This is a genomic window from Phyllobacterium phragmitis, assembly GCF_002980495.1.
Lineage (GTDB): Bacteria > Pseudomonadota > Alphaproteobacteria > Rhizobiales > Rhizobiaceae > Paramesorhizobium > Paramesorhizobium phragmitis.
Genome location: NZ_PVBR01000028.1, coordinates 44,712 through 56,159, shown reverse-complemented (window position 1 = coordinate 56,159; position 11,448 = coordinate 44,712). Strand labels below are relative to the sequence as shown.

Annotated in this window: 16 protein-coding genes; 9 read left to right on the top strand and 7 right to left on the bottom strand. The window is 60.9% G+C overall.

From position 1 onward, the window contains the following. The 5 genes from C5748_RS24570 to C5748_RS24550 form a co-directional block, all read right to left on the bottom strand. On the bottom strand, positions 1 to 190 hold a 190-nt coding region (locus C5748_RS24570; RefSeq protein ID WP_146119614.1), incomplete at its 3' end, for a transposase family protein. Between the two features lie 162 nt (positions 191 to 352). After that, a complete protein-coding gene (locus C5748_RS24565; RefSeq protein ID WP_105745275.1) occupies positions 353 to 898 on the bottom strand; it encodes a 2,4'-dihydroxyacetophenone dioxygenase family protein in 546 nt (181 codons plus the stop codon). Positions 899 to 956: 58 nt separating this feature from the next. Further along, a complete protein-coding gene (locus tag C5748_RS24560) occupies positions 957 to 1,661 on the bottom strand; it encodes an SDR family NAD(P)-dependent oxidoreductase (protein WP_105745283.1) in 705 nt (234 codons plus the stop codon). 30 nt (positions 1,662 to 1,691) lie between these two features. Further along, positions 1,692 to 2,420, bottom strand: a complete 729-nt coding sequence (locus tag C5748_RS24555) for a TolB-like translocation protein (RefSeq protein ID WP_146119613.1) — start codon at positions 2,418 to 2,420, stop codon at positions 1,692 to 1,694. A 110-nt stretch (positions 2,421 to 2,530) separates the two neighbouring features. Then, positions 2,531 to 3,160, bottom strand: a complete 630-nt coding sequence (locus C5748_RS24550; RefSeq protein ID WP_105745271.1) for an NAD(P)H-dependent oxidoreductase — start codon at positions 3,158 to 3,160, stop codon at positions 2,531 to 2,533. A gap of 80 nt (positions 3,161 to 3,240) precedes the next feature. On the opposite strand from C5748_RS24550, the gene C5748_RS24545 reads away from it, so the two are divergent. The 6 genes from C5748_RS24545 to C5748_RS24530 all read left to right on the top strand — a co-directional run bounded on the left by C5748_RS24545 (position 3,241) and on the right by C5748_RS24530 (position 7,852). Beyond that, entirely contained in the window at positions 3,241 to 3,897 is a 657-nt protein-coding gene (locus C5748_RS24545) for a TetR/AcrR family transcriptional regulator (RefSeq protein WP_105745269.1), read from the top strand. 42 nt (positions 3,898 to 3,939) lie between these two features. Beyond that, positions 3,940 to 4,086 (top strand): hypothetical protein, encoded by a 147-nt coding sequence (locus C5748_RS28340; protein WP_158259922.1) that lies wholly within the window; start codon positions 3,940 to 3,942, stop codon positions 4,084 to 4,086. 5 nt (positions 4,087 to 4,091) lie between these two features. Then, the gene (locus tag C5748_RS24540; protein ID WP_105745281.1) at positions 4,092 to 4,694 is read left to right on the top strand and encodes a hypothetical protein; all 603 of its coding nucleotides are present in this window, start codon (positions 4,092 to 4,094) and stop codon (positions 4,692 to 4,694) included. A 121-nt stretch (positions 4,695 to 4,815) separates the two neighbouring features. After that, a complete protein-coding gene (locus C5748_RS28055) occupies positions 4,816 to 5,070 on the top strand; it encodes a hypothetical protein (protein ID WP_146119612.1) in 255 nt (84 codons plus the stop codon). Positions 5,071 to 5,084: 14 nt separating this feature from the next. Further along, positions 5,085 to 5,552 carry a (2Fe-2S)-binding protein gene (locus tag C5748_RS24535; RefSeq protein ID WP_105745267.1) on the top strand — a complete coding sequence of 156 codons (468 nt, stop codon included), beginning with the start codon at positions 5,085 to 5,087 and terminating at the stop codon, positions 5,550 to 5,552. Next, on the top strand, positions 5,549 to 7,852 hold the full coding sequence (locus C5748_RS24530) for a xanthine dehydrogenase family protein molybdopterin-binding subunit (protein ID WP_105745265.1): 2,304 nt from the start codon (positions 5,549 to 5,551) through the stop codon (positions 7,850 to 7,852). The genes C5748_RS24535 and C5748_RS24530 overlap by 4 nt, the downstream gene beginning before the upstream one ends. A 47-nt stretch (positions 7,853 to 7,899) precedes the next feature. Here C5748_RS24530 and C5748_RS24525 read toward each other — a convergent pair whose 3' ends face one another. Next, a complete protein-coding gene (locus tag C5748_RS24525) occupies positions 7,900 to 8,538 on the bottom strand; it encodes an NrsF family protein (protein ID WP_105745263.1) in 639 nt (212 codons plus the stop codon). Positions 8,539 to 8,540: 2 nt separating this feature from the next. After that, complete coding sequence (locus C5748_RS24520; RefSeq protein WP_105745261.1) at positions 8,541 to 9,077, bottom strand: sigma-70 family RNA polymerase sigma factor; 537 nt, start codon at positions 9,075 to 9,077, stop codon at positions 8,541 to 8,543. A 190-nt stretch (positions 9,078 to 9,267) separates the two neighbouring features. Here C5748_RS24520 and C5748_RS24515 point away from each other — a divergent pair, with 190 nt between their 5' ends. The 3 genes from C5748_RS24515 to C5748_RS24505 all read left to right on the top strand — a co-directional run bounded on the left by C5748_RS24515 (position 9,268) and on the right by C5748_RS24505 (position 11,445). Continuing rightward, positions 9,268 to 9,591 carry a BufA1 family periplasmic bufferin-type metallophore gene (locus tag C5748_RS24515; RefSeq protein WP_105745259.1) on the top strand — a complete coding sequence of 108 codons (324 nt, stop codon included), beginning with the start codon at positions 9,268 to 9,270 and terminating at the stop codon, positions 9,589 to 9,591. Positions 9,592 to 9,737: 146 nt separating this feature from the next. Next, entirely contained in the window at positions 9,738 to 10,664 is a 927-nt protein-coding gene (bufB, locus tag C5748_RS24510) for an MNIO family bufferin maturase (RefSeq protein WP_105745257.1), read from the top strand. After that, complete coding sequence (locus tag C5748_RS24505; protein WP_105745255.1) at positions 10,651 to 11,445, top strand: HvfC/BufC N-terminal domain-containing protein; 795 nt, start codon at positions 10,651 to 10,653, stop codon at positions 11,443 to 11,445. The genes bufB and C5748_RS24505 overlap by 14 nt, the downstream gene beginning before the upstream one ends. The last annotated feature ends 3 nt before the right edge of the window (positions 11,446 to 11,448 follow it).

Here is an 11,448-nt window from a genome sequence, read left to right as displayed (position 1 = left end):
AGGGGAGAAAACGGCGCAGGAAATCCAGCTTCCGCCTGGCCCAGCGCTCGATCTCAACGAAATCGTCCGCCCCGGCCATCGTCGCGCACAGCACGCAAAGCAATATCTCGGCTAAAGGATACAGCACTTTCCACGACTGGCGCGGGTCTTCAAGGGAGCCAAACTGATCGAGTAGTGCTTTGCCGGACATAGGAAACCTCCATAAAATCGAGGTTCCCTATGAATCATAACAATTCCGCCGATGGAAGCGCTGTTCTTCAAGCGATTGCCCTGCCGGCAGCCGCTCTTCGAACATTCCGCAGTTTCGCATCCAACGCGGAGATCAAATCCTGGAATGATCAAGCCGGCAGCCTCACCGAATGAACTGGTCCACATAATCGATCCCCAATCCGACCCGTTCATAATGGGCACGGCACAGGTCTATTTTGGTGAACACGTCTTCATAGCCGAGCTGCTTTCCATCCGGATCGACATAGATCATGCAGCCATTGACCTGGAACAGCGTGATCATTTCCTCGATATGGGGATCGACCACCAACGTATGGGTCTCGCCAGGCGCTTCATAGACATATCCGCCTTCCACGGCTTCCCAATCATGTTCGAGATAGCGCCACGCACCCTTGATGACATAACCATGGACGGGCTGCGGATGGCGGTGGCGCGACAGGACGCCCGACTTCCGCACCTTGAGAAGATTGACCCAGTAGCCGCGTGACGCCGACAGGCAAAGCGGGCGGAACCAGACATTTTCCGCCTGTGGCACCCAAACCCGATCGTCCTGCGGAATGACACTCGCAACGACGATCTCCGGCGGCGATTCCTTGGGTTGAGGATGGCGATATGGGATGCGGGCGTCATCCGCGCTTTCGAGCACCTTGCGTTGTGTGTGCGTTGTCATCAACAAAACCTCCCAGTGTCCGTTCCAAATTTCACGCAGCCTTTGAGCCTGCAAGTTTTCAGACGGCTGCGTAGCCGCCATCGACCGGCAGGATGGCTCCGGTGATAAAGCTGGCCTGTTGCGACACGAGAAAGAGCACCGCTCCGCCGATATCGTCCGGCTTGCCCCAGCGCCCCATCGGTGTGCGTGCCAGAATGGCGGCGGAGCGGCTTTCGTCCGCGACCAGGTTCCGCGTGAGTTCCGTTTCCACCCAGCCAGGCGCAACGGCATTCACGCGTATGCCGTCTGCCGCCCATGCCGCAGCAAGCGCCTTCGTCAATTGTGCGACGCCGCCCTTGGAGGCGGTATATGCGGGCACCATCGGCCCGCCGAAGAAGGACAGCATGGACGCGGTGTTGACGATAGCCCCCCGGCTGCGCGTCAGAAGCGGCTTTGCGGCGACACACATGCGCATCGTTCCGGTCAGGTTGACGTCGATGACGCGGCTGAAATTCTCGATTTCGTATTCGGCGCCGCCACGCATGATCATACCGGCACAATTGACGAGCGCATCGAGCGCTTCAATCTCCTCGAAGCATCCGGCAATCGAGCGGTCATCGGTAACATCGAGCTGCCGCAATGTCAGATTATCGGCTGCCGGGACCGCGGCCAGTTCCGCTTCGCTCAGGCCCGTGGCCGTGACGCGATAGCCGGCGGCAAGCAATGTCCGCGCAATCCCGGCACCGATGCCGCTCGTGCCCCCCGTTATCAATGCGTGCGGCATCATTGCTCCATGTTCATCACCAGCCGATGCTCAAAATCGTATTTCCTTCTGAGCGGCTGGGCAATCCTCACATGTCTTGATTGTCATCGTGAAACTGCGCGGTCCCGTCCAGCTCAACGTCTGCGGCTCTATGATCCAGTTCTCCGTCGAGTCGTCGGCAGGGAAATCATGCGATTTTCCGCTCATTGGATCAATCACGTGAAGCCACCATGCCCCCTCGTCACTGTTCGCGAGCACCACATGCTGTTCGTCCGGGCTCCAGCTCTGCCAATGCTCGGGGCCATAGCGCCCGGCGAAGGTATTTTGAAGCTGCGCTTTTTCCTGATCCAAGACGAGCGTCTGCCAGCACAGCGCGTCTTCTCCCGCGCCGCCGCAACCCTGGACGATGCGGAACCGGCCGGAAGGGGAGGGCGGAAACAACACCACCTGCTCGGCGGCAACAGGCTTTTGACCACTGCCGTCATCTTCATAGGATGCGACGAGTGGATCGGCGAGCGTTCGCCCGTCTCGAGTGAAAGTACCCGTCTTCGACAAAGCAAAGCCGCAGGCCGCAGCCATGGGCGTGATCTCGAGGAACTTCGTTGCGCAGGCCGCATCGGCTTTCGGTTGAGCGTAGATCTTTGATACGGCGATGCCAGTGATCAGCAGGAGAGCCGAAATGATGGCAAGCCCGATCCTGTGTTTTTGAACCATGGACACATTACACCTCCGTTGTTGTGCACCAATACTAATCGCATCCTGCCGGGGCGTCTTTAGCAACTTCTTCGGAGGTGGGCCAAAGCGATGGGTTCAAACCTGGGCCGAAAACGGCGGCTTTCGGATGACGAACTGGCGCACCGGCAGAATGAGTTCTGCCGGTGCGCAGATGTTCACGCCGCTTCGGCTGCTTTGCCGCGTCGGGATGCCCCAGATGCATCGAATAGATTGCGGCCGATATTGCGCGCGGCATCGAGATGAGCGGACGGGTCCTGCGCTTCCGACGGCAGCAGGAACTCGGATGTTTTGACCGGCGCGCCGCAATAGTCGAAGATCCCATGATCGATCTGCGTTCTCATGGCGTCGAAATAACCATGCCGCTCATAGGTCCCCAAATCGGCGCCGCCAATGGCGACGAGATGCACGGGGAGGTGCTGGAGTTTTTTGACGACTTTGGCGCCCAGCCCGTCGTCATAAGCCCAGCCATTGCTGAAGACGCGATCGATCCATCCCTTGAGAAGCCCCGGCATCGACCACCAATAGACGGGATAGACCAGCACGAGGGCATCGGCGCGATCGATCCTCGCCTGCTCGGCAGTTACATCGGCAGAGGACGGCGCTTCTCTCAGATGGGCCGCGATATCCGCCGAGGTGAACCTTGGGTCGAAACCTTCCGCCGCAAGATCCGCGATCTCGAAGGAATTGCCTGGACCGGACAAGGTGACGCCTTCTGCGAGATGCGCGGCGACACTGTGGGTGAACGATGCGGGATTCGGGTGCGAGACAACGATCAGCGCGTGCATATGGGAAAACTCCTGCGAACGGATTGCGTGGGAAGGCTTGGTGTTATATACTTTTAGTAAGTTACTTTTGGTATATAGGTATGTCAAGCACCGAAACGAGAGACCAGTCTTCCCATCCGCAGCCGCGCCGCCGGCTGTCGAGGCAGGATCGCCATCGCCAACTCCTGGACGTTGCATGGCGGCTGACCCGCGAGGAGGGAACGGAAGCCCTGACGCTCGGGCGGCTCGCCGAGCAGGCGAATGTTACAAAACCTGTCGTCTATGATCATTTCGGCACGCGGGCCGGGCTGCTGGCAGCGCTCTACCAGGACTTCGACGCGCGCCAGACGGCAATCATGGATTCAGCGCTCCAGGCGAGCCAACCGACCTTGCCGAGCCGGGCGGCGGTCATCGCATCGTCCTATGTCGATTGCGTGCTCCTCCAGGGACGCGAGATACCGGGCGTGATTGCAGCACTTGCCGGTTCGCCGGAGCTTGAAAAGATCAAGCGACAATATGAGGCGGTGTTCATCGAGAAGTGCCGGATTGTCCTCACTCCATTCGCTGGAGCTGGTGTTATCGCTCCAGCCGGCCTTTGGGGAATGCTCGGAGCGGCTGAAGCTCTATCCTATGCCGCCGCGACCGGAGACATCACTGCCGCGCAGGCGAAGGACGAACTCTTCGAAACGATCATCGCGATGGTGGATAGGAGTGCTGGCGGGCGTGCGCGTCATGCCGACGGGGCCGATCGGCCATGAGCCAACCTCATCAACGCCATTCTTGAAATCTGGTGGAATATCGTGAGATCGTCATACTATCGCGGATTCGTGGCCGCACAGATTGCCCGCATGGGTGCTCTGCGTGGCACCGCGGAGCAGGCGGCCTACCTGGCGAATATCAAGGAACGTCACGGGTGGAAGCGCAATTTCATGAAGCTTTTGGAGTGAAGCCGATGCGGCGTTCGGCGATCGATGAGCAAAACAGGTTCATGCTGAGGCGGCAGCATGAGTTTCGCATGGCGGCCGACGTGGTGACGGAAGCTTTCATGGGCTTTGAGGAGATCGAAGCCGTGGCGGTGATCGGCTCGGTTGCCAGGCCATTGTGGAAGGAGGTTCCGCGCTTTCGGGAGTTCCGCCGGGCAGGCATCGAGGTGTGGCACGAATGCAAGGATCTCGATCTTGCCGTGTGGCTCTCATCGCAGAGTCGGTTGGGCGCGCTGCGCCGGATGCGCGATCTCGCCCTGCGCGATGCCTTTTCCGCCGGAACTGGCCCGAGCGTCACGGCTCATCAGGTGGAGGTCTTTCTTTTCGAACCGGGAAGCGATCATTATCTCGGCCGGCTTTGCAACTTCAACGCATGTCCCAAGGGCAAGCCCGATTGTGCGGTGCCTGGCTGCGGCGCTGTCCCGTTCAACAAGACGATCGAGGGGTTTACGCCCTATGCAGATCTGTTGGCTCCGGCGGCTCATACGATGCTCTATCGGCGAGGGCAAGGCCGGCTCATGTCAGCCATCGATTTGCCTTTGGCGGAAACGAAAGATGCGTCGCGAGGCTGAGAAAGGCGTGCTTGCGTTGGAGATTGGTCTTCGCCCGCGCACCATGCTGTGCCTGCGCCGCAGGAGGGCCTCTCCCTGGTGTGGGTCTTTGTAGAACAGGGCAGAGAGCCCCAGAGAGCCCATGTTCCAAGCCAGAGACGGCGGTTCAACGATGCTGGGTGTCAAATTCGATGCCTGTGGCGGCTATGGCCAGGGCTCGGACGTTTGCAAAGCAGCAGGCTTCACACCGCCGTTGGTTGGGATTATTGTAGCGCAGATCACTAAAACCTTATTTGTAACGCTTGCTACGGGCGGTCACTATGGTGGCCGAGTCTGTGCGACTATGGCGAGCGGAAGCCTTTGCGACTGTTTTATTCATCTTTTTCATCCGACCTGAGGAGGAACCCACTGATGGCGATATTGCGTGTGAATGGCGAGGAGCGGCAATATGATGGCGATTCCAGCATGCCCCTGCTTTGGTATCTGCGGGACGAACTGGGCCTGATCGGCACGAAATTCGGTTGCGGCCAGGCCTTGTGCGGTGCGTGCACGATCCATGTCGATGGCACGGCCATGCGCGGCTGCCAGACGACGATCGCCGATGCCGACGGACTGTCGGTGACCACGATCGAAGGTTTGGCGGCTGATGGCGATCATCCGCTCCAGATAGCCTGGCGCGAGCTCAACGTGCCGCAATGCGGCTACTGCCAGAGCGGCCAGATCATGCAGGCGGCCTCGCTTTTGAAGGACACGCCGCAGCCGACCGATGAAGACATAGACAGCGCCATGAGCGGCAATATCTGCCGATGCGGCACCTATCCGCGCATCCGCGCAGCGATCAAACAGGCTGCCGCCGCCACTCAGGGGGCCAAGCTATGACCAACCCTTTGAATCTTTCATCCACGATTACGAATATCAGCCGCCGCGGTGTGCTTACCGGACTTGGAGCGGGCGCTTTCGTGCTGGCGGTCGGTGTTCCAGGCAGCATCCCGGCTAAGGCACAGGACGCCAAATATGGCGGCGACGGCATGCCGAACGGCTTGCGCGACGACCCGAAAATCTTTGTGGCCATCGCCGATGACGGAACGGTGACGGTAACCTGCAGCCGCCAGGAGATGGGGCAGGGGGTCCGCACGTCGATTGCTCTCATCGTCGCCGACGAGCTCGAGGCGGACTGGGCCAGGGTCAAGGTGGCTCAGGCCCAAGGTGATGAGGCCCGCTTCGGCAATCAGGATACGGACGGCTCGCGCTCCATACGCCATTTCTTCATGCCGATGCGGCGCTGTGGCGCCGCGGCACGCGCAATGCTTGAGGAGGCGGCCGCCCAGCAATGGGGCGTGCCGGTCACCGAGGTCGAGGCAAGTAACCACGAGATCGAGCATAAGCCGTCCGGCAGACGTATCGGCTATGGCGCGGTGGCCAAGGCGGCAGCCGAACTGCCCGTCCCGGAACGCGACGCGATCGAGCTGAAGGATGCATCCCGGTTCCGGTATATCGGCAAGGGCGAGATCGGCTTGATCGACGGGTTCGACATGACCACCGGCCGGGCCCAATACGGCATCGATACGCGTCTGCCCGACATGGTCTATGCAGTTGTCGCGCGCCCGCCCGTCTATGGCGGCAAGATTGCCAGCTATGACGACGCCGAGGCCTTGAAGGTACCTGGCGTCCTCAAGGTGGTGACCATCGAACCGACGCCGATCCCTTCCGAGTTCCAACCGCTCGGCGGTGTCGCCGTCATCGCCAGGAACACTTGGGCCGCCATCCAGGGGCGCTCCAAGCTGGAGATCACCTGGGATGATGGCCCCAACAAGGCCTATTCGTCCGACACTTATCGGGAGACGCTCGAAGCTGCCGCGCGCAAGCCCGGCGCGGTTGTTCGGAATTCGGGCGATGCCGATGGCGTCTTGGCCAAGGCTGAGAAACGGCTGGAGGCGGAATATTACATTCCGCATCTCGCCCAGGCATCGATGGAGCCGCCGGCGGCAACGGTACGCATCGTGGATGGCAAATGCGAAGCCTGGGCCTGTGTGCAGGCGCCACAGGCGACCCGCGACCGCCTGGCCGGCCGGCTCGGCATCCCGGTGGAGGATGTCACCGTCAATGTCACGTTGCTCGGCGGTGGCTTCGGCCGGAAGTCGAAACCCGATTTTGTGGTGGAGGCGGGCCTGCTCTCCAAGGCCATGGATGGCGCGCCGGTCAAGGTGACCTGGACGCGCGAGGACGATGTGCAGCACGCCTATTTCCACACTGTTTCCGTCGAGCGGCTCGAAGCCGCGCTCGATGCGGGCGGAAAGCCTGCCGCCTGGCTGCATCGCAGCGTGGCGCCGACCATCGGTTCACTCTTCGGACCGGATCCAAAGCACGAATTGCCATTCGAGCTGGGTATGGGGCTGGTGAACCTGCCGTTTTCCATTCCCAATATACGGATCGAAAATCCGGAAGCGGTGGCGATGACGCGGATCGGCTGGTACCGGTCCGTTTCGAATATCCCGCATGCCTTCGCGATTCAGTCCTTTGTGGCGGAATTAGCCCATGCAGCCGGACGCGATCATAAGGATTATCTGCTCGAACTGATCGGTCCCGATCGGAAGATTGATCCGACTGCTATCGGCGATGGCTGGAACTATGGGGAGGATCCCAAGCTCTATCCGATCGACACGGGCCGTCTCAAAGGGGTTATCGAGCTCGCGACGCAGGAAGCCGGCTGGGGCCGCAGCCTGCCGAAGGGCCGAGGGCTTGGTCTTGCTGCCCACTACAGCTTCGTCACCTATGTGGCGGTCGCAGCGGAGGTCGAGGTTGATGAGCACGGCCTGCTGACGATCCCGCGGATGGACATTGCCATCGATTGCGGGCCGCAGGTGAACCCGGACCGCATCCGCTCCCAGATGGAGGGCGCGGCGATCATGGGCGTCGGCAATACCCTGCTTGGCGAGATCACCTTCAAGGACGGGCGCGTCGAGCAGAACAATTTCGACGGCTACGAGGTGGCGCGGATCGATGCTTCACCAAAGGAGATCCATGTCCATCTGGTGCCCGGGCCGGACTACGCGCAGCCGCTCGGCGGTGTGGGTGAACCCGGGGTACCGCCGATCGCGCCGGCGATCGCCAACGCGATCTTTGCGGCGACGGGCAAGCGGATCCGGCAATTGCCGGTGAAGGAACAGCTCAGCGTGTGAACCGATGGAAACAGGAACGCCGCCCATTTCCGGGCGGCGTCAGCCCGTCACCAACGGGCAAGGCGGCTGGCAGTGATGGCCCCGACAAGCGTAAGTATAGCGATAGCGATCATATACCAGGTCGCCACGAAAAGCGGTGAATCGTCCGGGCAATGCGTGGCATAGAATGTCGCGGCGAGGCCCCCGGCGAGAAGTCCCGCGGCGGCGCCGGCAAGCGCCGGCGTCGTCGGCGCGCCATGGCGCAGGGCCAGCAGAAAAACGCCGAGCGGACCGATGCCGATCAGCGGGATATAGACGAGGCATACCATGCTGTTCGTTCCGATCAGGTTGGCAGACCACGTCGCGGGCGGCAATGCGAAGAGTTCGAGCATGACCGCGAATGCCAACAGCACTGGCGCTACCGCGAGATAGGGCATGGCTCGGCGCCACTGGCTGCCTGGCCGCGATAATGCCTGCGTGACGATCAAGGCGCTTCCTGCGAGCGTGAACGTAAAGACGAACTTGAACAGAAAACGTACGGTATCGGCGGCAGCGGCAATATCGGGCCGTGGGCCGAGCGTTGTGAAAAACACGGCGGCGGCAATGGCAATGGCGACTGCCACGGCGCCCCACCAGGCGACCGAAAGCGATAACGTACGCGGCCGCGTATCTGCCGCCAAGGTCTTGATGAGTTCGCTCGTATCCATTCTCAGTTCCGCCCGAATCGTCTGGCGATCGCTGCCAGCCCGCGATGCAATGCGACCCGCACGGCCGTTTCGCTCATATTGAGGCTCTTGGCCGTCTCGCCGATCGAGCGCCCATTGACGGAAATGGCCGCCACCACCGAGCGCTGGCCGGGCGCAAGAGTGGAAAGTGCGCGGCCGATCTCCCGCTCGCTGACCGTTTCAGGTTCGGGCGCGGCAAATATCTCCGCGATTTCGCCGATTTCGATCTCGATACGGCGACCGCCACGGCGAAAGGCATCGATGATCTTGTAGCGCGCAATGGCATAAAGCCACGGTGTGATGGGCTGGTCGCTCCGCCATGTATGGCGCTTGATATGGATTGCCAGCAGCGTTTCCTGCACGATGTCCTCCGGGTCAATTCCGCCGTGGGTGATCTTCCGCCGGGCCAAACCTCGCACGAGGAAAGAGGCCCGTTGCAGAAATTCACCATAGGCTCGTTCATCCCCCGCGATGGCGGCGCGCATGAGGCGGGCAAGTTCTTCTTCGTCCTTGCCGTCCAAGTCTGCTTCCTCCCCAATTCGCTCGCACGCGGCCCTTTGTTACAGGGCCGGCAAAATTCGCCCGGACGATTGCGAGTACCAATCACGAATTTATATGAATTGGAAGATGTAACAAAAGCCCGACCGGAGCGAACTGGTACTGGCGTGATTGAAGAACAACACGCTGAGCAACCAATCCGAGGAGTGGAATATGTCCATCAGATCAACCGTGAATTCGGCGTTCCTGGCGGGTGCCGTCGCGACCGCGCTTGCATCGGCCGCCGCCGCCGCACCGTTGTCGCCGGAGCAGGCCAAGGAGGCCATGGATAAGGGTATGGAGAAGTGTTACGGCGTCGCCATGGCGGGGCAGAACGATTGCGCCGCCGGTCCGGGAACGACCTGCCAGGGCACGTCGACCGTAGACTATCAGGGCAATGCCTGGAAATTCGTCGATGGCGGCACCTGCACCACCATGGATCTACCCGGCGACCGCATGGGCTCGCCCGAGCCGCTGATGCGCGACGTCCCATCATAAATCCAGGGGTTCTAAAGCATGTCTCCCAAAAGTGGGAACCGGTTTTGGGACAAAGACATGCGCAAAAACAAAGACCTAAAGCGCAGCGCATGAGTTCAGTTGAACGCAACGCGCTTTAGGTAATTCGCCGGAAAGCGGAGGTCACGATGAATGAATTAACGGCACATCCTGATTCACATGCGTCGGGAGCCTGCCGCTTTCCGGCGCATGCCATAGCCGGGCTCGCCGGCACGAGCTTCAAGCATGAACATCTGCCGGCGATCCTGGCTGCCGGCAGGCAGCACGGCTTCTTCGAGGTCCATGCGGAAAACTACATGGGCGCGGGAGGGCCGCCTCATGACGCGCTCACCCGCATCCGCCGCGATCATCCCGTTTCATTGCATGGCGTATGCATGTCGATCGGCGGACCGCAACCGCTCGACAAGGCGCATCTTGGCCGGTTCAAGACGCTGGTCGAGCGTTATGAGCCGGCACTCGTTTCGGAGCACCTCGCCTGGTCGACCCACGACACCACCTTCTACAATGATTTGCTGCCTCTGCCTTACACACAAGCCACGCTTGGACGTGTTGCGGACCACGTCGACGAAGTCCAGCAGACGATCGGTCGGCCGATCCTCATGGAAAACCCCTCGACTTACGTCCTCTTTGCGGAGTCGACGATGAGCGAGACGGCATTCCTGCGCGAATTGGTCCGGCGCACCGGATGCGGGCTGTTGCTCGACATCAACAATGTCTTCGTTTCAGCCACCAATCACGGCTACTCCGCACTGGGTTATCTCGCGGATTTCCCGCTTGAGCATGTGGGCGAAATCCATCTGGCGGGACATGCCGAGCAGAGCGATGACGAGGGTGATCTCCTCCTCATCGACAGCCATGACGGACCCGTTGCCGATGCCGTGTGGAAACTTTTCGACAGGGTGATCGGCCAGACAGGCCCAATCCCGACGCTCGTCGAGTGGGACAGCGCCATTCCCGACTGGCCGGTGCTCAAGGCGGAGGCTGCAGCGGCTCAGGCGATCCTTGACGGATATGCACGCGGTTTCATACAGGGAAAAGCCCATGCGGTCGGTTGAACATAACGAGGGTCTCGCCGCGCTCTCTTACGCGGATGATTTCGTCCCGGCGCTGCTCGACCCCCAGCGCACCGCTCCCACCGCAGTTTGCGGTCCAAACGGCAAGGCCGCGCGCAAGCGGTATAATGTCTATCGCAACAATGTGACGGTCAGCCTGATCAATGCTCTGGCGGCGGTGTTCCCGGCAACGCAGCGCATTACAGGTGTGGATTTTTTCCGTGCGATGGCGCGGTCTCATGTGCGGGCTACGCCGCCGGCTTCGCCGCTATTGTTCGAATATGGCCGGGAATTCCCGGATTTTATCGAACGCTACGAATATGCGGCGCAAATCCCTTGGCTGGCGGATGTGGCGCGGATCGAACGGGCATGGCTTGACGCTTATCACGCGGCGGATGCGGAGCCGCTAAAGCCCGAGGCTTTGGCTGCAATTGCGCCGGAGCGATTGGCCGATAGCGTTTTGACGCCGCATCCCTCGACGCGGATCCTGCGCTCGCGATTTCCGGCTGTCAGCATTTTCGCCTCAAACCGGGGCGACGGACCGGTTGGCCCCATCGAAGCGGCCACATCAGAGGATGCACTGGTCACCCGACCCGGTCTGGAGGTCATCGTCCGGCGGTTGCCGCCCGGTGGAGCGGTTTTTCTGGCGCATCTCGCCCAAGGTGGGGCGCTCGTCGCGGCCACCGCAGCGGCGTTTGAAAAAAGCCCGCAATTCGATCTATCCGCCAATATTGCCGGAATGATCGAGGCGGGCGCGTTCTCGGCAATCGTTCATGGAGATTGAGAC

What these genes read in the sequence shown, in the direction of transcription:
- C5748_RS24565 (WP_105745275.1), bottom strand. Translation starts at nt 898, where the DNA reads ATGACAACGCACACACAACGCAAGGTGCTCGAAAGCGCGGATGACGCC.
- C5748_RS24560 (WP_105745283.1), bottom strand. Translation starts at nt 1,661, where the DNA reads ATGCCGCACGCATTGATAACGGGGGGCACGAGCGGCATCGGTGCCGGG.
- C5748_RS24550 (WP_105745271.1), bottom strand. Translation starts at nt 3,160, where the DNA reads ATGCACGCGCTGATCGTTGTCTCGCACCCGAATCCCGCATCGTTCACC.
- C5748_RS24545 (WP_105745269.1), top strand. Translation starts at nt 3,241, where the DNA reads ATGTCAAGCACCGAAACGAGAGACCAGTCTTCCCATCCGCAGCCGCGC.
- C5748_RS24540 (WP_105745281.1), top strand. Translation starts at nt 4,092, where the DNA reads ATGCGGCGTTCGGCGATCGATGAGCAAAACAGGTTCATGCTGAGGCGG.
- C5748_RS28055 (WP_146119612.1), top strand. Translation starts at nt 4,816, where the DNA reads ATGTTCCAAGCCAGAGACGGCGGTTCAACGATGCTGGGTGTCAAATTC.
- C5748_RS24535 (WP_105745267.1), top strand. Translation starts at nt 5,085, where the DNA reads ATGGCGATATTGCGTGTGAATGGCGAGGAGCGGCAATATGATGGCGAT.
- C5748_RS24530 (WP_105745265.1), top strand. Translation starts at nt 5,549, where the DNA reads ATGACCAACCCTTTGAATCTTTCATCCACGATTACGAATATCAGCCGC.
- C5748_RS24525 (WP_105745263.1), bottom strand. Translation starts at nt 8,538, where the DNA reads ATGGATACGAGCGAACTCATCAAGACCTTGGCGGCAGATACGCGGCCG.
- C5748_RS24515 (WP_105745259.1), top strand. Translation starts at nt 9,268, where the DNA reads ATGTCCATCAGATCAACCGTGAATTCGGCGTTCCTGGCGGGTGCCGTC.
- bufB (WP_105745257.1), top strand. Translation starts at nt 9,738, where the DNA reads ATGAATGAATTAACGGCACATCCTGATTCACATGCGTCGGGAGCCTGC.
- C5748_RS24505 (WP_105745255.1), top strand. Translation starts at nt 10,651, where the DNA reads ATGCGGTCGGTTGAACATAACGAGGGTCTCGCCGCGCTCTCTTACGCG.